The 18,722-nt window shown below is 60.4% G+C and carries 13 protein-coding genes; 8 read left to right on the top strand and 5 right to left on the bottom strand.

From position 1 onward, the window contains the following. Window positions 1-227: 227 nt before the first annotated feature. From cyoD to cyoA, 4 genes are all read right to left on the bottom strand, one after another. The gene (gene cyoD, locus NKI85_RS24630) at window positions 228-629 is read right to left on the bottom strand and encodes a cytochrome o ubiquinol oxidase subunit IV (protein ID WP_352526871.1); all 402 of its coding nucleotides are present in this window, start codon (window positions 627-629) and stop codon (window positions 228-230) included. Next, entirely contained in the window at window positions 626-1,225 is a 600-nt protein-coding gene (locus NKI85_RS24625) for a cytochrome (ubi)quinol oxidase subunit III (protein WP_352778458.1), read from the bottom strand. Before NKI85_RS24625 ends, cyoD begins: the two co-directional genes overlap by 4 nt. 68 nt (window positions 1,226-1,293) lie before the next feature. Beyond that, complete coding sequence (gene cyoB / locus NKI85_RS24620) at window positions 1,294-3,297, bottom strand: cytochrome o ubiquinol oxidase subunit I (protein ID WP_352526872.1); 2,004 nt, start codon at window positions 3,295-3,297, stop codon at window positions 1,294-1,296. A 2-nt stretch (window positions 3,298-3,299) separates the two neighbouring features. Beyond that, window positions 3,300-4,247, bottom strand: coding sequence for a ubiquinol oxidase subunit II (gene cyoA / locus NKI85_RS24615; protein ID WP_352526873.1), 948 nt, complete (start codon window positions 4,245-4,247; stop codon window positions 3,300-3,302). 341 nt (window positions 4,248-4,588) lie between these two features. On the opposite strand from cyoA, the gene NKI85_RS24610 reads away from it, so the two are divergent. The 8 genes from NKI85_RS24610 to NKI85_RS24575 all read left to right on the top strand — a co-directional run bounded on the left by NKI85_RS24610 (window position 4,589) and on the right by NKI85_RS24575 (window position 12,978). Further along, the gene (locus NKI85_RS24610; protein ID WP_352526874.1) at window positions 4,589-4,804 is read left to right on the top strand and encodes a hypothetical protein; all 216 of its coding nucleotides are present in this window, start codon (window positions 4,589-4,591) and stop codon (window positions 4,802-4,804) included. Between the two features lie 446 nt (window positions 4,805-5,250). Next, window positions 5,251-5,388: a hypothetical protein gene (locus NKI85_RS24605; RefSeq protein WP_352526875.1), complete on the top strand. Its 138-nt coding sequence runs from the start codon at window positions 5,251-5,253 to the stop codon at window positions 5,386-5,388. A gap of 30 nt (window positions 5,389-5,418) precedes the next feature. Beyond that, entirely contained in the window at window positions 5,419-7,287 is a 1,869-nt protein-coding gene (locus NKI85_RS24600; protein WP_352526876.1) for a potassium transporter Kup, read from the top strand. Between the two features lie 340 nt (window positions 7,288-7,627). Then, on the top strand, window positions 7,628-9,031 hold the full coding sequence (locus NKI85_RS24595) for an ABC transporter substrate-binding protein (protein ID WP_352526877.1): 1,404 nt from the start codon (window positions 7,628-7,630) through the stop codon (window positions 9,029-9,031). 15 nt (window positions 9,032-9,046) lie between these two features. Next, window positions 9,047-10,156: an ABC transporter ATP-binding protein gene (locus NKI85_RS24590; protein ID WP_352526878.1), complete on the top strand. Its 1,110-nt coding sequence runs from the start codon at window positions 9,047-9,049 to the stop codon at window positions 10,154-10,156. An 8-nt stretch (window positions 10,157-10,164) separates the two neighbouring features. Next, window positions 10,165-11,121 carry a carbohydrate ABC transporter permease gene (locus NKI85_RS24585; RefSeq protein ID WP_352778442.1) on the top strand — a complete coding sequence of 319 codons (957 nt, stop codon included), beginning with the start codon at window positions 10,165-10,167 and terminating at the stop codon, window positions 11,119-11,121. Further along, complete coding sequence (locus NKI85_RS24580) at window positions 11,118-12,005, top strand: carbohydrate ABC transporter permease (RefSeq protein ID WP_352778440.1); 888 nt, start codon at window positions 11,118-11,120, stop codon at window positions 12,003-12,005. The genes NKI85_RS24585 and NKI85_RS24580 overlap by 4 nt, the downstream gene beginning before the upstream one ends. A gap of 1 nt (window position 12,006) precedes the next feature. Continuing rightward, window positions 12,007-12,978 carry a DUF6963 family protein gene (locus NKI85_RS24575; RefSeq protein ID WP_352526881.1) on the top strand — a complete coding sequence of 324 codons (972 nt, stop codon included), beginning with the start codon at window positions 12,007-12,009 and terminating at the stop codon, window positions 12,976-12,978. A 242-nt stretch (window positions 12,979-13,220) separates the two neighbouring features. Here the strand turns inward: NKI85_RS24575 and NKI85_RS24570 are convergent, their stop codons facing one another. Then, entirely contained in the window at window positions 13,221-18,722 is a 5,502-nt protein-coding gene (locus tag NKI85_RS24570) for a trifunctional serine/threonine-protein kinase/ATP-binding protein/sensor histidine kinase (RefSeq protein ID WP_352526947.1), read from the bottom strand.

Raw genomic sequence — 18,722 nt, 5'->3', positions numbered from 1 at the left:
ACCGGAGCGGGCTCCTGTGGCAACTGTTCATGAGCTGTCCGGAGATCCGGGCCGGGCTCGCGAGGCTGGGGTTTTCTCAGCGGGCGAACGCCTCCGCTGTAATGTCATCAGAAGGATGACGCAGGGCGAGTTGGGACAATGTATCCCTCACCAAAGGCGCGGCGCACAGCTCCGCGCTCCGGCATCCTGCAGCTTGTCGCGATAGATCTCGACCGCCTCGCCCGCGGTCAGCTTTGCATCTGCATGATCTGATCCATGGGCATCATGTTGTGGTTCATATGTCCCATGATCCAGAGCGAACCGACGATGACCAGCAGAACGATCAGCACACCAAAGGCAAGCGCCAGGACGTTGTTGACGTTGTCGGGGCCAGTGGTGATGTGGAGGAAAAAGACGAGATGAACGCCCATCTGCGCGATCGCGAGAACGGCCAGTGCGATAGGGATGCTCGGCTCCCAAACCAGCGTAGTGCGCGCGATAAAGAAAGACACCAGGGTGAGCAGCGTCGCGAGCCCTAACCCGATCAGGTAAGTCCCGACATCTTCGGAAGCCTCGTATCCGTCGAGGTGCTCGTCCCCAGGCGCTGTGTCCTTGTAGTCGCGGCCTCTTTCCTGTTCGATGTGGCTCATTGCGCGACTCCCATCAAATACACCATCGTGAACAATCCGACCCAAATGATATCCAGGGCATGCCAGAAGAGGCTGAAGCAAAGCATGCGCCTGAGAATGTCGGGCCGGTATCCCTTGGCGAACACCTGCGCCATCATCGTAAGCAGCCACAGCAAGCCGATGGTCACATGCACGCCATGGCAGCCGACCAGTGTAAAGAAGGCCGAGAGGAACGCGCTTCGCGTTGGGCCTGCCCCGAGTGCAATCATGCCCATGAACTCGCGGATTTCGGTGCCAACGAATGTAGCCCCCAATATGAAGGTCGCGGCCATCGCGCCGTAGAACCAGAATCCGTTGTGCGTCCGGGCGCCGATGCTTGCGAGGCCGCAGGTGAAGCTTGACAGGAGAAGGCAGGCCGTCTCGATGCCGACATTGCCCACGTTGAACAGCGTCTGCCCGCTCGGCCCGCCGGCCGTCGCATCGACCAGCACTGCGTAGGCGGCGAAGAAGGCGGAGAACATGACGATGTCGCTCAGCAGGAAAATCCAGAAGCCGTAGCCTGCGATGATGCGTTTCGACCCTAGCGCACCCGCCGAATGCCGCGCGGTGGGTTGCAGACCCGACGAGCTCCGATGCCGCCCGATACGGTTCGGGACGTCCTGGCCGACAGTCGCGTCGAACGCGCTCACGACGCCGTCCCGAATAGCGCGAGCGTTTCGCCGCGCGCGCTTCGGTTGGCCCGATCGATGCGTGCGACCGCCTCAGCCGGAATCGCATACTCGACTTCATCGCGCCAGGCGAAGACAACGAAGGTTGCGAACGCGCCCAATGCCGCCAGGGCCACGATCCACCAGATGTGCCAGATCAGCGCGAATCCCATGAAGGTGGCGAAGAAGGCGCAGATGAAGCCTGTCGGGCTGTTTCTGGGCATCTCGATATCCGTATAGGCGGGCTCTTCGCTCAACCTGCCCTCTTGGCGCGCGTGCTGCTTGGTGCTCCAGTATGCGTCCTCGCCATCGACGTGCGGAATGACCGTAAAGTTGAAGGCTGGCGGCGGCGAAGATGTCGCCCATTCGAGGGAGCGTCCATTCCAGGGATCGCCGGTCTCGTCGCGAAGTTCCTCACGCCGGCGAATGCTGACGACGAGTTGCGCTATCTGCAGGATTATGCCGGCCAGGATGATGACCGCACCGCCGGCCGCGAGCAGCAGCCAGGGACGCCATTCGGGGACATCGTAGTGCTGCATGCGGCGCGTCATACCCATGAGGCCCACGACATAAAGCGGCGTGAAGGCGACGTAGAAGCCGACGATCCAGCACCAGAACGAGGCCTTGCCGAGTCCTTCGTGCAGCCGGAAGCCGAAGGCTTTCGGAAACCAGTAGGTGTAGCCGGCGAAGGCGCCGAAGAGCACGCCTCCGATGATGACGTTGTGGAAATGAGCCACAAGGAAAAGGCTGTTGTGCAGGACGAAGTCCGCCGGCGGCACCGCCATCAGGACACCGGTCATCCCGCCGATGACGAATGTGACCATGAAGCCGATCGACCACAACATCGGTGGGGAATAGACGACCCGGCCACCATACATCGTGAAGAGCCAGTTGAAGACCTTCACGCCTGTGGGCACCGCAATGATCATCGAAGCGATACCGAAAATCGCGTTGACGTCGGCGCCGGCCCCCATGGTGAAGAAGTGGTGCAACCACACGGTGAAGGAAAGTACGCAAATGGCCATCGTCGCCATGACCATCGACCGGTAGCCGAACAGCGGCTTGCCGGAAAAGGTCGAGATCACTTCCGAAAATATGCCGAAGGCGGGCAGGATCAGGATGTAAACCTCTGGATGTCCCCACGCCCAGATCAGGTTCATGAACATCATCACGTTGCCGCCGGCTTCGTTGGTGAAGAAGTGGAAGCCCAGATAGCGATCCAGCAGCAGCATCGCCAAGGTCGCCGTAAGGATGGGAAATGCCGCGACAATGAGCAGGTTGGAGGCGAGCGTCGTCCAGCAGAACATCGGCATCCGCATCAAGGTCATGCCGGGGGCACGAATCTTCAGGATCGTCGTGACGAAGTTGACGCCGGTCAGCAACGTCCCCACACCGGAGATCTGGAGCGACCAAAGATAGTAGTCGACGCCGACGCCGGGCGAGTAGGCCAGCTCCGACAGCGGCGGATAAGGCAGCCACCCGGTGCGCGCGAACTCGCCCACCACCAGCGAGATATTGACGAGCAAAGCGCCGGTGGCGGTGAGCCAAAAGCTGACCGAATTGAGAGTCGGGAACGCCACGTCACGAATCCCAAGCTGCAGCGGCATGACGAAGTTCATCAGCCCGATCACGAACGGCATGACAACGAAGAAGATCATCAGCGTGCCGTGGGCCGAGAAGATCTGGTTGTAGTGCTCGGGCGGCAGGTAGCCTTCGGACTGGAATGCCAGCGCCTGTTGCGACCGCATCATGATCGCATCGGCGAAGCCGCGCAGCAGCATCACCATCGCGAGCAGGATGTACATGATCCCGATCCGCTTGTGATCGACGCTGGTGATCCACTCGCGCCAGAGGTATGGCAACCAACCCTTCAGCGTCACCCATGCGAGGACGCCGATGATCGCCACGCCCACCAGGGCGGCCGTGATCAGGGGGATCGGCTGGTCGAGGGGAATGGCAGCCCAGCTGAGTTTTCCCAACATGCTTAGTGCTCCGTCCGTGGGGATACGCTCGGGTTGGGCCGGCCGGTCTGCGGGCCAGGTCCAGGTGGCAATTGCTGCGTGACGATCTGCTCGAAGAGGTCAGGATCGGCCTCACCGAAGGTGAAAGGGGTGGCGTTCACGCTTTGCCTGGCCAAGGCCGCGTAGCTCTCGGCGTCGAGGCTTGGCCCGGTGCTGCGCGTCGCATCGATCCAGGCAGCGAACTGCTCCGCCGGCACCGCCCGCACGTCGAAATGCATGTCCGAGAAACCATCGCCGCTATAGTGGCTCGAAAGGCCGCGGAAAGTGCCTGGTGCATCCGCGCGCAGGTTCAGCTGCGTTGTCATGCCGTTCATCGTGTAGATCATGCTGCCGAGTTGCGGTACGAAGAATGCGTTCATGACGCTCGCTGACGTCAGCGAGAAATGGATGGGTGTACCGGCGGGAACCACAAGCTGGTTGACGCTCGCGACACGCTGATGCGGGTAGATGAAGAGCCATTTCCAATCCAGCGCAACGGCCTGGACCTCCAGCGGTGGCGTGTTCGATGCCAGCGGTTTCGCGGGATCGAGGTCGTGCGATCCGATCCAGGCCACGCCGCCCAGGAGCATGATCACAAGGATCGGAATGGCCCAGACGATGAATTCGATGCGACCCGAATACTCCCAATCCGGCAGGTATGTCGCTTTCGTGTTGGAAGCTCGATACCACCAGGCGAAGGCAAAGGTCGCGGCGATCGTCGGCACCACGATAGCCAGCATGATCGCGAGCGAATCGATCAGGATCGTCTTGTCTGCAATCCCGACCACCCCTTTCGGGTCGAGGACGGCCGGCTGACATGCCGTCAGGACGGTCGGCGCCACGACGACAGCGGAAAGCGCAACCTTGGCGATCGTCGATCGTCGACGCGAAGACCCTTTGCCGCCTGGCAGTCCGTCTGGTCCGGTAGGCATCACCGCGCACTCCTCACCATTGTGAGCCTGGCAGGTTGCTGGCTCATCAACGCAGCGACGCTACGCGTGGAGCGGGGCAAACGCTTTGTCGGGTTTGCGGCGATTGGTGCTGATTTGCGCTGGAGCACGATCACGGACGTTACGGCAAGTTGGAGACTCGGAGGAATTAGTGGCAAAACGGGTTGGCCCGGATGGCGATCGAACCTAACCAATCTTCCCTGCTCGATGTACTGGAGAGATTCAATCGGGGGCCTGGATCTTCGGCGATAAGCCAAGGCCGCTGCCGCCATCCGCGCGATCTCTGCCGCCATCTCCCGTCCTCTTCATGTGTCGAGAACCTCTTGAAGGCAGCGAAGGGCGCTCCACCGACATATATCGGCAGAGCGGCTTCGCCGTGTTTTTCAGTCGAAGAATGGCTTGCCGATGATGCTGTTGGGAAAGATATTGCCGAGGTAGTAGAAGTGGATCTTGGCGCTGACGCCAAGGCCTCACCCGAGCGCGAGTTGATCGGCACGATCCCCTCCAGTCCGAACTGGAATTGCTTCTCACCCAGATGACGCCCGGATTGATGGTCCCTGCGGTGAACCCGCGTCCGGCCCATCGAGCGGCGTCGTCAGCGCGACTTCCACCAGCGGAACCCATCCCGTGGGATACCGGTGACCAGTCGACGTATAGTTGTCCTTGAGGCGGAGCCCGCTAAAGGCGTTCCTTGCTTCCTTTGCCGACATCCGGCCCGCGAGGATCCGCGAAGCAGCAGTCTTGGCGCGTTCGGTGCATTGCCGCAGGACTCAGCTGTTCGCCGCAATTTTGAAAAAGTCAGGGCCGGCTCGTTGTGAAAAATTGATAGCGCGCTCACCACGGTAAAATGGATGGCGGCACTTCATTCACATGAGCTGACAGTTCGAAGCCGATCACTGATTTATCCGCTGTTTGGATGAGGGCAGCATCATAAGTGCAACCCGACGGCGACGGCGTGTGGAGACGGTCTCCAAGAGGAAACGTCATGGACATTGAACCTGGACGTCGCGTTGCGCTCACCATGATGGGAGTCGGTATTGTCGGCGGTGCGGCCGGCCTGGCCGGGGTCGGTGGTGGGATGGAGAGCGCAGCCGGGGCGTCCTTGCTGCCGCGCGGGGGTTGATGAAGGAACACGATCTGGAAGGGATCTCGATTGTCCGAAAAAGTCACCGCCAAAGCTGGCATCCCAGTACTCGGTCTTGCGGCTCTGGGCATCGTTTTCGGTGATATCGGAACCAGCCCGCTTTATACGTTCAAGACCGTCCTTGCCCTGACCGGTGGCAAGCCCGACGCAATGGCCATCCTGGGGTCGGTTTCCTTGATCCTGTGGACACTCATCATCATTACCACCGTCAAATACGTCAATTTCGCTATGCGCGTCGACAACGATGGTGAAGGCGGCATCCTGGCTTTGATGTCGTTGCTCGGCGTGAAGAAGCAGAACCGCCCTGTCATCGTCGCAGCAGGCCTGTTTGGCGCAGCGCTGATCTACGGTGACGGTGCGATCACGCCAGCCATTTCGGTTCTCTCGGCGCTTGAAGGCGTTGAACACGTGACGCCTGGCTTGACGCCATGGGTGCTTTATGGCGCGGTTGCCATCTTGGTCGCCTTGTTCGCCCTTCAGCCGCTGGGAACAACCCGGATTGGCAAGAGCTTTGGACCGGTCATGCTGATCTGGTTTGGCGTGATGGCCGCCATGGGTGTCTACGGCATCTTGCAGTATCCCGGCGTTCTCGTGGCAATCAACCCCTACCGCGGGCTGGAGTATCTCGCTTCAACTGGATTGGCTGGCTTCCTCGTTCTTGGCGGCGTGTTTCTTTGCGTCACGGGTGCCGAAGCGCTTTACGCCGATATGGGCCATTTTGGTCCTGTGCCGATCCGGCTCGCCTGGAACTTCGTGGTTTTTCCAAGCCTCGTTCTCAACTATATCGGCCAAGCCGCCATTGTTTTGAATGGCTCGCCAACCGACGGCAGTATTTTCTATAGTCTCTGCCCGCCAGCGCTGCTGACTCCTCTGATTGTCCTGGCAACCGTCGCGACGATCATTGCCAGCCAATCGATCATCACTGGTGCCTTTTCCATGACACGCCAGGCAATTCAGTTCGGGTGGATGCCGCGCTTCAACGTCAGGCAGACATCGGCTGAAGGCTTTGGCCAGATCTATGTCGGCGCTGTGAATTGGTTGCTGATGATTGCCACCGTGACCCTTACCATAGGCTTCGGCAAATCCGACAATCTCGCCGCTGCCTATGGCATTGCCGTGTCAATGACAATGCTGATGACCTCCGTTCTGTTGTTCATTGCCATGCGCGAGATCTGGCAGTGGAGCCTCGTTACTGCCGGCGCCGTTGCCGGACTGTTTTTGATCGTCGACAGCGCATTCTTTGCAGCCAACATGACCAAGTTTTTCCAAGGCGGTTATGTACCCCTTGCGATGGCCCTAGCGGTCTATGCAATCATGTGGATCTGGCACCGCGGTACGACAGCTTTGCACAACAGCGTCCAGAAAACGCTGATTCCGACCGACAGATTCCTCGCGGAATTACAATCCGGTACAGTGGCGCGCGTGCCTGGTACAGCAGTATTCTTGACGCTTTCCGCCAAAGGTGTGCCACCCGTCATGCTCTGGCATGTGCAACTTAATCGCGCCCTGCAAGAACGAGTGCTCGTACTGCGCTGGTCTATTCTATCCGTGCCACGGGTTGCAGAAGCAGATCGCTTCACCGTCATGCAGGAAGTTCCCAATTTTTGGCTTGTCGAAGCCAGGTATGGTTTCATGGAAATACCGGACGTTCCAAAGCTTCTTGCATCCTGCATGGCGGCGGACCGCGCAATCGATCTGACCGACGTCACCTACTACGTCGGCCGCACGAGCATTGTCCCCCGCGAGGATGGCCGAGGCCTGCCATCATGGCAAAGGGAGCCATTCGCTGCCATGAGTCGCAACTCGGCGCGGATGAGCGACTATCTGAAAGTGCCCAACGACCGGCTTGTTGAAATTGGCCGGCAAATTCCAGTTTGACCCTGCGTAGGTAGGGATTCGCCGCATCACCTTGCCTGGCGGATTGAATTCACCTCGCCTACGGCACCCGGCGGGGGGTACTGCTGAACCTTGAGCGTCGAGGTCGAGCCCGTAATGACCGACAACGGCTCGTGTTGCCTCTCGCGAGCGTCGACCAAACCTGCAAGAGGCCAGCCAGATACGCCTTTTAGCTCCAACAATTGACGCGGCGTCATGGCTGGAGGACACTGGTTCAGGATGAAAAGAGGCGATCAGAAGATGCCAGACAAAGGGAGGGACGCGAGGTTCGTCGCCAGCGAATAGGGGCCTGACAACCAGATATAGTGGAGGAGATCATCAGATGAGCAGCAGCATGGCGCCTCACGGCGCGTGCCTCAACCGACGGAAATTCATCAGGAACCTGTCCTTGGGCGGCTTCGCGGTCGCGAGCACCACCGGCCTCACTCCTTTTCCAGCGGTCGCCGATGATATTGAACTCAATTACACTTTCTGGCCGTTTGGTGACGAGATCATCGCTGAAAATGCCCGGCTCTTTACCGAGCAATACGGGATCAAGGTCAATCTCCAGCCGACTTCGGGCGACTACGCCGCAGTTATGGAGACCAAGCTTGTCTCTGGCACGCGTCTCGATCTGTTCCGTGCTCAGCGCGGGCAGGCATCCCGTTGGTTCGCCGCCCAGTGGATTCGACCGATCGACGACATGCCGGACCTCGACAAGATAAAAAAGGAGGAGTTCCCAGGTATCGGCGCCGACGCCCTGTCGTGGCCGGACCACAAGCGCATCGGCCTGACCTACTACAATGGCGGGCCTTATTGCATGTTCCGCAATGAAAAGGTTCTCGCATCGGGTGGTTACGACGCGACAGCCAACCGCAGCGACTATCCGCAGACCTGGGACGATATCTACAAGCAGGCAGTCGATCTCAAGAAGAAGGGTATCGTCGAAAACCCTATCCTGCCGACCTGGTTCAAGTCCTGGACCGGCACCCCATGGGCACTCTATGCTCACTGCGCCTCGGAAGGGGAACGGCTGGTTGACGATGACATGAAATCGACGTTCGGCCTCGATACTCCGATCCTGAAGGTTCTCTCGGATTGGAAACGGTGGTGGGATGAGGACCTCGTGCCGCGAGCCATCCTGACCTGGCAGGAGCCCCAGATGGCCAGTTCATGGATGAAGGGGCTGCATGCCTTCCACTACCAATCGGACTACAACAGCTTCGCCTATTCCGACCCGAAGAACAGCGACTTTGCGCCATACTTCAACATGAATCCCGTTATGCCCGGCTCGACACACGGGACCACGCTGGTCGGCCATGCCCTGCATGTCATGAGCAACTCGCCGCGCACGGACGCCGAGCTCGAGGCAGCCTTTGACCTCATGAAATCATTTAGCTGGCGTGACAAGAACCATAAGTTGCGGATGCACAAGGCTTGGGCGACCCTGGCCAATTTGCAAGTGCCCTTCCCCGAAGTCTACGACGATCCGGAGGTAAAGCAGGCGATAACGAAGTGGATGTATCCCCCGCTGGCCAACGAGAACTACAAATGGCTGTTTGAAGGAAGGCAGAAGGCCATCGCCGGCAACCAGCTCAAGGCCGGCTGGCACCAGGAATGGGAGGTCGGGACGCAGCAAATGATAGAGGATGAACTGCTCCTCAAGGGTACAGCGTCTCCGAAGGATGTTGTGCTCGCCACCAAGGAAAGCTGGGAAACCCTCCGATCCAAATATGCCAAACAATAACCCCTTGCCCAGCGTATGACAGCAGTGGCTCTCCGACAACTTTGCCGTCGCTATCGCGAGACGACCGCAATCGATTCGCTTGACCTCGAGGTCGCCGACAAGGAATTCGTTGTGCTACTGGGGCCGTCGGGCTGTGGCAAGACCACGACCCTGAACCTGATTGCCGGAGTGGATGCACCGACGAGCGGCCAAATCCTCTTCGACGGCCGTGCGATCGAGCACGTCCCGCCCGAGAAGCGCAATGTTGCGATGGTTTTCCAGAACATCGCGCTTTACCCGTACAAGACGGTGTACGAAAATATTGCCTTTCCGCTGCGCATGGCCAGGGTTGGTCGAACAGAGATCGATGAGCGCGTGCGCGCCGCGGCGAAACTGTTGCGCATCGGCGAATTGCTCAACCGACGCCCGCATGAGCTTTCGGGGGGCCAGCGACAGCGTGTGGCCCTTGGCCGCGCCGCGGTGCGCGACCCCCTCGTCTTCCTGTTCGACGAACCGCTATCGGCGCTCGACGCCAAGCTGCGCGGCGAAATGCGCGTTGAAATCAAGAAGCTTCACGAGCGGCTCGACTCGACCTTCATCTATGTCACTCATGATCAGGTCGAGGCACTCACATTGGCCGATCGGATTGCGGTCATGGACGGCGGCAAGCTTCGGCAATACGGGACTCCGGACGAGGTCTACCAACTGCCCGCCAATACTGGCGTAGCGCGATTCATCGGCAGTCCGAGCATGAATCTGATCGCCGGACGGTGGGTTGAGTCCGCGGGTAGTCTTGCGTTCCAGGGATCGGGCATCACCATACCCTTCGAAGCAGGCATGAGCCCCGCGGCGCAGGCGCGTCCGGGGATGCTCACGCTTGGTATACGGCCGGAAGGATTGTCGATTGAACCCCGCGGTCTGCCTCTGCATGGAATGGGACGGGTCTACGCCGTCGAGCCGCTCGGCTCGGATCAGTTTCTTCACGTTACCTATGGCGGCGAAAGCGCCGAACTCATCAAAGTCAGAGCCCGTCCCGACACGCGTTTCCGGGTCGGCGACGCGATCTCGCTAAACACCTCGCCGGCAGACATCTATCTGTTCGACAGCACCGGTGACCGTATCTTCCCGAACGATCTACGATGGTAAGCCGCAGCTTGAAATCGCTTGCGCAATCCGATTCGCGCTTCGCCCTCAGGATCGTCGCCAGTCTGGTCCTGTTCAATGCCGTCATCTTCATCTTGCCGCTCATCTACGCCGCATGGATCAGCTTTCACGATCGCGACGTGATCCTACGCACACAGGAATTCATTGGATTCAACCACTATCGGCAAATCCTCACCAGCTCCGAGGCAATCGCGGCGATGCTGCTGAGCCTCAAATTCACGGCCGTAGTGGCCTGCGCCTCGCTCCCTCTCGGACTCGGCATTGCCCTTGTCCTCAACGAGGATTTCCCGGGGCGCCGTTTCTTGCGTGCCGCTATCCTGCTTCCCTGGGCGATCTCCGAAGTGGTGACCGCGACGGCCTGGATTTTTATCAACAATCCAACATTCGGTGCGCTGACCGGCGTCATGCACTCGCTTGGACTGGTGAAGGCCAACCATGCCTGGGTCAACGAGACTACCGCTCTTTACTGGGTGGCAATTGCCTTTGTCTGGCACATTACGCCGCTCGGCGCCTTCTTCTTTCTCGCGGCACTGCAAACGGTGCCCGACAGCCTCTATCAGGCGGCTCGGATCGATCGCGCATCTGCGTTCAAGCGTTTCATTCACGTTACGCTGCCGCATCTGCGCCCAACCGTGATGGTCGTCCTCGTGGCGGTCACGGTGGAAGCATTCCGCAGCTTCGACCTGCTCTTCGCGATGACCCGCGGCGGCCCGGGCACCGCCTCGCAGACCTTTCCAATGCTGATCTTCCGTTACACCTTCGAGTTCTCGCGCTACGGACTTGCAGCTGCCGCCAGCTATATCCTGGTTGCGGTCGGGATGATCATCACCACACTCTATTTCTTCGTCCTGATGCGCCGCCGACGACTGGCAAGAATTGCTGACGCCGCAGCGGGCGAAGAAGCACGATCCGGAATGCCGGCCCCAGGAGAGGCGATGTTGTCATGAGAAAAACCGCTGGCGAGTATGCAATCCTTTGGGTCAGCATAGCGCTGGTGATCGCATGGACATTTATCCCTATCCTCGCGCTGGTGTGGGCTTCGCTGATGCCATTCAATGCGCTTGTCAACGGCGGCTTGTTGCAATGGCCGAGTGGAATGGGCTTCGCCAATTACGAGGCCATCATGGGGATCGCAACGATCAATGATGTTTTCGGCGGACAGCCGGAGGCGGTCGCGAGCGGGTTCCTCAACAGTGCCATCGTTGCGATCCCGGTGGCGGTCATCGGAACCGCCATGGCGATCATCGGCGGCTATGGATTCGGCCGCTATCGCTTCTCCTTCAAGAACACGCTCCTCTTTGCACTGCTCTCCGTCCGGCTGCTACCGCCCATCGCGGTCCTCATCCCTTATTTCGTGATCCTTTCAGCCCTTCACCTCGTCGGCACCTATCTCGGCCTGATCGTCACCTACCTGACAGCGGTCGTGCCCCTGTTGACCTGGGTGTTGATGGGCTATTTTGCGAGCTTGCCGATCGAGATCGAACGCGCTGCCCGCATTGACGGCTGCGGTCGCCTGCGGGCGCTTTGGCATATTACCATCCCAATGGCGTTGCCTGGAATTGCGGCCGCCTTTGTGATCGCATTCCTGACCGCCTGGAACGAGCTGCTGTTCGCAGTCGTTCTCACTGGGGGTACGGCGAAGCAGACGTTATCTCCCGCCCTGCTCGCATTTTCGCCAACCATGCCGAGCGGAGGTGCCAATCTCGGCATGACGCTGTTCGCTGCAGGCAGCGTCCTTTCCACAATCCCGCCGCTCATCCTTGCTTTGCTAGTCCAGCGTTACATCACCCGGCTCAACGTCGCCGATCCAATGACGTTAGAAGGCAACTGAAATGACCATCGGTATCGCCGCCTGCGGGCCAAATGCTGGCTTGGCCATCTATCGCACCTTGCGCGCGGTCGAGCGCGTTGGCAGCGGCAGCATCGGCGGCTTCGCGACTTTCGCTGCGATCACCGTGGATGGCAAGCTCCTGCGCCACGAAACGCAGCGCGGCGGCACGTCGACGCTCTTCATCGAGGGTGAGATCACCGGTACCGACCCGCCGCCGCAGGTTGCGGCCGCCACCCGCGCCGCCGTCATCTCCAGTGGCCCGGACAGGCCGGAGCCTGAGAAGTTCCTGAGTGCCGACCCTCTGGCTGGCCTCGTTACCGGCCATCGCATGCCGATAGCGAGCGGGGTTGACGGGATCGCGGTCAATCAGCAGGTTCTCGACCTGATGAAAGGAGGGCAGCCGGCACAGGTGGCCGTGGATACCGTCATGGATCGCAATCCCGAGGTCGACGCCGGCCTGATCGCCATTGACCGCAATGGGCAGGTTTATGGACGCAACTCGGCGCGGGTCCTTCGCCGCCCCGATCTTGCCGAGGCGCGTGCGTCAAGGGAGGGTGCTTCCGTAGTCGTTTTCTACAATGCGATCCGACCGCGTACGGCCCTTGCTGGGCTGGTCACCGAGATCGCACTCGATACGATGCTGCCAATGCCAATGTTGAAGCCGGACGGGCAGATCACGGTCGACGCCGGTATACCTGTGATCGCCGGCAGGGCAACGGCGATCTACTGTGACGCGAATGGCGTAGCGACCCACGTAACCACAAACGAGCTCGAAGTCCTCACCGGCCGGCGGATCTGCACAGGCATCTATCTCGGATCGCCGGTCTACAAGGCTGGCAAGCTCATCGGTCATACTATGTTGGAGACGATAATCACCTTTCAGGACGGTAAGCTTGCTTCAATGGGCGGCAAAAAGTTCATTTCATTCGGCTATCGGAGCGGCTTAATAGAACATGCGGGACTAGGACCATGATCCCGAAAAAGTGGGAACCGGTTTTCGGATAAAATCATGGTCAAACAACAAATTAGAGCCCATCCAGATTTTTCCATCGGGATGGAACAGGCTCGATCGGCTGTTATTTTACGCGGGCAGCTTTGTGAGTTGGAAAGGGGTCGCTCGAGGATGATCTTTCGCAGTCCGCGCGGCATTGTTGCAACTGGCGACCAATAATAAAGACGGCAGCAATCGGCAAGCGAAAGTCCCGAGCGTTTCAGTCACGCCGCAATATCTGGAAGGGCAGGCAACGTGAATTGAAAGATGGCGCCGTGGGGCGCGTTTGCGCTTGCCCACAATCGTCCGCCCCGCTCTTCGATGATAGAACGGCAGATCGACAGCCCCAGGCCCAAACCGCTTGGCTTCGTTGTGTAGAAGGCCTGGAAGAGGCGCTCGATCTTCGATGGAGCCAACCCTGGACCCGAATCGCGCACTGAGACGAGCACACCGCCCAACTCGGCTTGCCCGGTGCTGATCAGCAATTCCCGGGCCCCCTCGCCGGCGTTGCTCATTGCCTCGACGGCGTTGATGATCAAGTTCAAGATCACCTGCTGCAGTTCGACCCGATCTCCTTGAATGGGCGGCAGGCCATCCGCGAGTTCCGTCTGCACTGCAACACCATTCTTCACAATTTCGGCATGGGTCAGCGCGACAACCTCAAGGATCGTTTCGTTGATCTCCAGGCGATCGTTCCGTGCCGGCGCCCTCTTGATGAGGGCACGGATCCGACCGATGACCTCGCCCGCTCGATTGCCATCCTTAACGATGCTGGCGAGCACCTGGCGCACCTCCTCCAGATCCGGCGTCTGGCCAGCGAGAATACGCAGCCCCGTCTGAGCGTTGATGACTGTCGCGGCAATGGGCTGGTTCACATCATGGGCGATCGAGGCCGTCAGCTCGCCCATGGTTGCGACGCGGTTCGCGTGCGCTAGCTCCATCTGCACCTCGCGGTAGCGGCGCTCGCTCTCGCGTGCCTCGGCTTCCGCCCGCTTGCGCTCGGTCAAGTCGAGCACGAATGTGACACCCTGGTACTCGGTTTCATCGAAGGCTGCCGCGCCGAGCAGGATTGGGACGCGGCTGCCGTCTTTACGGAAGTATTCCTTCTCGTAGGGTTGGATTGTTCCGGTCGTCTTCAGCTCGGACAGCGCCTGCGCAGTACGGTCGCGCCATTCCGGTGGCGTCAGGTCGTCGCGGTGCAGGCGACCTGCGACGAGATCCTCGCGATCGCATCCCACGATGCGGAGAAATGCGCCATTGGCCTCAAGAATCTGACCTTCGAAATCCGCGACGTAGATGCCGATGATGTTGGCGTCGACAAGGTGCCGGATCTTCGCCTCGCGCTCCGCCAGATCACGGTACAAACGGCTGTTCTCAAGCGAGATTGCAGCCTGCGCGGCGAGTAGCTTCAGCACCGCAATGCGACCTGGCGCGAAGACGCGGGGAGCCAGGTTGTTCTCGAGGTAGAGCACGCCTATCAGCTTGGCCTGGGTGACCAAGGGGAGGCAGAGAATGGACCGCGCGTGGCGCTGACGGACATAGGGATCCGCCGCAAGCTCGGGGTGAACCATGGCATCCTCGACAGTTACGTTCTCCCCGGTGCGAAGGACATAGTGCAGAACCGATTCCGGGAGGACGTCCGCGGCTACGGGCTCGTCGCGCAGCTGCACGAGAACGGTGTTGCCGCTGGTCGTGGCTTCCGCTGCGGTCCTTGGTTCAGCCCCGCGCGCATCAACGAGCAGGCCGCGCTCGGCACCCGCATGCGCGATGGCGGTGCGCATGAGCGTGTCGAGCAGTTTCTCGAAAACCATCTCGCCCGACACTGTTTGCGACACCTTGATCACGGTCGCCAGGTCGAGGTGTTCGACCGGCGCCGCGCCGATCGTGCTCGTGGGAGCAGGTGCCGGCTCTTCCGTTCTGAGGCGCGGATACAATTCATCGAGCTGCCGCACCTTGCCATGGGCTCCCCAGCGCAGATAGCTGTAGCGGGCGTTGCGCAGGTAGAGTTCGGCGAACTGGTCAAAGCCACGCGCCCGATAGAAGGCGGAAGCGCGCTCATAGGCGATCGCCTCGTTGTGAACGAAGCCGTTTGAGCGAGCCGAGGAGATGGCCTGTTCATAGAGGCGCATCGCGTCGGCATCGCGGCCCTCTATGCGAGCGATCTCGGCGCCGACCAGCGCGGCGCGATTCTCGAAATTCTCCGGGCAGTGCTCAGCCCAGATTTCAAGCTGTCGGTGGTGCGCGCCGAGCGCTTCGGCATGCTGCCGGCGCTCGCTGGCCGCTGCGGAATCCCAGGATGCCGCCTGGACGAGAGCACCGTAAAACTCACACTCCGCCGTTTCGAAGTGCGACGGTGTCGACGAGATAACCCGTCGCATCCGCTCCGCCGCCTCGAGGCCGGCCGCATAGTCGCCTGCAAAGAAGCGCGCTTGCAGCTTGCGGGGCCAGTACATGCTTTCAGGCCCCTTCAGATCCGGGTTGGCGGAGAAGCGGCGCTCCATCTCAAGCTCGGAAACCTGGTCCTCGTCAAAGCAGCCGAACTTCGGCGTCAAGCCACGAAGGGTCCGGACAAGCCCGAGCTGCGCGACGATGGCATCAAGGGCAAGACCGAACCGGATCTTCTGTGTAAAGGCGAGACCACGCTCGGCTTCCGCCTGGATCTCATCGAGCGGATCGCCTGCAGCCAGAAGGTTCGTGTTCAGGTGGTTGCAGCAGTACCCGGCAAAAGTGAGGTCGCCGATCTTGCTGGCCGCGTCGAACGCGCGACGTACCAGATCGCGGCCAGTGCGGACATGTCTCGTCCACGGCAGGACAACGCTTCCGAAGATCACGTAGGCCCTGGCCTGAAAATCCTTCAGCCCGTGCTGTTCCACAAGGTCACAGCCCAGCCGGCCGAATCGAAACCCGGCCTTGTAGTCGCCGAAGCGCCATCCGGCGACCAGGCCAAGCACCACGTAAGCGTAGCACGAGCCCGCACTGTTGCCGCCCTCGAGGCTGAGATTGACAATTCGACAGATGATCAGGGAAGCCAGGTTCGCATCCATGTACCAGGCGGGCGCCGAAAGTCTGGTCAGAACATCGATCGTAGCGAGAGATGCCGGGTCGCTCATCAAAGGCAAATCCGCGAGCGCCTCGATCTGGCGGTCTGCAAGCGTCGACCAGATCCGCTGGTACTCGCGGTGTACGTCCTCCGCTGTGGGATGCCGCGGCCACTCCCCACCCAGATATCGCAGGTAGTCGAGACTGACAGCGGCCGCGCGGCTGCCCTGGTCGAGGCTCGTGTACAGATCAGCCAGCAGGCAAGTGATGCTGGCGCGTTCGACCGTCGTCGCGGCGCGGGCCGACAGAGCCGTCAGTCGCTGCTCGGCTTGCGTCAGCGCTCCGGTCTGGAACTCGCATTCGGCCCGGTTCAACTCGAGCGCGAAGGTGAGTTCGGGCAGGCGCGTCCACGAGTCTTCCGCCAGCAGCGCCGCGCCGCCGGCGAGATAAATGAGAGCCGAGGCATACGCGGTAGACGCCTTCGCGCGCTTGCCCGCGATCAGATTGAGCTCGGCAAGCCGCTCGCGCTCGTCCTTCGAGTTGATCAGTGCGGCACCGCGATTCAGCTGATTGACGATCTCGAAGATCGCCTCCTCTCGCTTTACCGGCGGCGTGTTCGCCGCCAGCAGCCTGCCGATCCGCAGATGGGCAGCCGCGCGCGAGTCTTCAGGAATCAATGAATAGGCGGCTTCCTGGACGCGGTCATGAAGGAACCTGTAGGCAGCCTCCGAGCGGAACACAAGGTCCGTCCGGACCGCTTCCCAAAGGTCGCCGTGCATATTCTCCGTCGAGCCCCGATACAACATCCCGAGCAACCCGAACTCCGCGCTGTTTCCTATGCAGGCAAGCTGTTGCAAAGCGTTCCGGGTTTCGACGGGCAGCCGATGCAACTTGCCGACCATGAGATCAACCACATTGTCGGTGTAACCCCTGGCATGAATGCGATCGAGGTCCCAACACCACCGCGCCTCGCCCTGATCGAACGTGAGCAGTCCATCTTCGGCCAAGGTTGACAAGAACTGAATGGCAAAGAACGGGTTGCCACTCGTTTTCTCGTGCACCAGTTGGGCCAATGGGGCGGAGTGTTCGAATTCGCAGCGGATTGAATCAGCAATCAACTGCTCAAGGTCTTCACGCACCAGCGGTGCAAGAACAATATCCTGCACTATCGCGCCAGCTTTGCGGATGGCTTCGAGCCTCCGCATAAGCGGGTGGGCGAAATCCACTTCATTGTCCCGGTAGGCGCCGATCAGCATCAAGTGCCGGACATCCGGCCTGGTCAGCAGATCCTCGAGCAAATCCAACGTCGCAGCATCGAGCCATTGCAAATCATCGAGAAAGAGTGCCAGCGGATGTTCAGGTCTTGCGAAGACACCGATAAGTCGCCGAAACACGAGCTGAAAGCGTTTTTGTGCCTGTTGCGGCTCAAGCTCCGAGACGGGCGGCTGTTCGCCGATGATGAACTTCAGTTCGGGGATCAGATCGACCATCAGCCGTCCGTTCGGCCCAAGCGCCTCCAGAAGGGCATCGCGCCAACCCGCCAACTCGGTGTCGCTCTTGGCGAGAAGAGGTCGCACAATGTTCTGAAAAGCCTGCACCAGCGTCGAGTAGGGGATGTCGCGTTTGTACTGATCGAACTTCCCTGATGCGAAGAGCCCACGCGGCTGTACCAATACCCTGTGCAGTTCATTGACGAGCGAGGATTTGCCGATGCCTGAATATCCGGAAACCAGCACCAACTCAGGCGCGCCGCCCTTGACGATGCGATCGAAGGCGGCGAGCAAGGCATCGACCTCATCCACTCTCCCATAGAGTTTCTCGGGAATGAGAAGGCGGCCTGGCGTGTCGTGTTCCCCCAACGGGAAGGCATCGATCCGGCGCTCGGCCTCCCAGGCAGCAAGGCAGTGCCGGAGGTCGATCTCCAGGCCAACCGCGCTTTGATAGCGGTCCTCGGGGGTCTTGGCGAGCAGCTTCATAATGACTGCGGAGATGGCGCCAGGGATCTCCTTGCGCCGCTTGCCGGGGGGCACTGGCTTGCTTGCTATGTGGCAGTGGACCCACTCCATCGGATCGGCTGCGTCAAACAGGAGATGGCTGGTCAGAATCTGGTAAAGCGTCGCGCCAAGTGAGTAGAGGTCACTGCGGGAATCGACCGAGCGATTCATCCGACCGGTCTGCTCAGGCGCCATATAGGCAAGCGTGCCGGCAATGGTTTCCGGAGGCCGGACCGATTGGCGTTCGCGCTGCAGACGCGAGGCGAGGCCGAATCCGGTGAGCCGCACCTGTTCGTCCGCGCAGTTCACCACGATATTGGCCGGCTTGATATCCCTATGGATGAGGCCGCGTTGGTGGAGCTTGCCCACCGCCACGGCAATGCCGATGGCGAGGGCCAGGAAGCGTCCCACCTCCATTGGAATGCCGAGCAGGCGGTCGAGCGGCTCGCCGCCGGGATCCTCGAGCACCAGCATGCTGCGCCCGCGCTCGGACCCAAGCCCCAGCGGTTTCACCGCCCACGAGCTATCCAGTTCGTCCCTCAACCCATATTCGTGGACGAGCCGAGCGAGACTGGCCGGTGGCGGGTGCGCCGCGGCGAATTGCACGACCAGAACTGCGCTGCGGTTACCGTCAGCATCCAAGCGCCAACGCCGGCGGAAGAGGCGTTCGCCATCCTCCCATACCTGGGGGAT

It is taken from the genome of Mesorhizobium sp. M0571, assembly GCF_040320985.1.
GTDB lineage: Bacteria > Pseudomonadota > Alphaproteobacteria > Rhizobiales > Rhizobiaceae > Mesorhizobium.
This window is presented reverse-complemented; position numbering and strand designations above follow the sequence as displayed.

Excerpts from the sequence above, each read along its gene's own strand:
- cyoA (WP_352526873.1), bottom strand. The coding sequence starts at position 4,247 with ATGCCTACCGGACCAGACGGACTGCCAGGCGGCAAAGGGTCTTCGCGT.
- cyoB (WP_352526872.1), bottom strand. The coding sequence starts at position 3,297 with ATGTTGGGAAAACTCAGCTGGGCTGCCATTCCCCTCGACCAGCCGATC.
- NKI85_RS24595 (WP_352526877.1), top strand. The coding sequence starts at position 7,628 with ATGAGCAGCAGCATGGCGCCTCACGGCGCGTGCCTCAACCGACGGAAA.
- cyoD (WP_352526871.1), bottom strand. The coding sequence starts at position 629 with ATGAGCCACATCGAACAGGAAAGAGGCCGCGACTACAAGGACACAGCG.
- NKI85_RS24580 (WP_352778440.1), top strand. The coding sequence starts at position 11,118 with ATGAGAAAAACCGCTGGCGAGTATGCAATCCTTTGGGTCAGCATAGCG.
- NKI85_RS24605 (WP_352526875.1), top strand. The coding sequence starts at position 5,251 with ATGGACATTGAACCTGGACGTCGCGTTGCGCTCACCATGATGGGAGTC.
- NKI85_RS24575 (WP_352526881.1), top strand. The coding sequence starts at position 12,007 with ATGACCATCGGTATCGCCGCCTGCGGGCCAAATGCTGGCTTGGCCATC.
- NKI85_RS24590 (WP_352526878.1), top strand. The coding sequence starts at position 9,047 with ATGACAGCAGTGGCTCTCCGACAACTTTGCCGTCGCTATCGCGAGACG.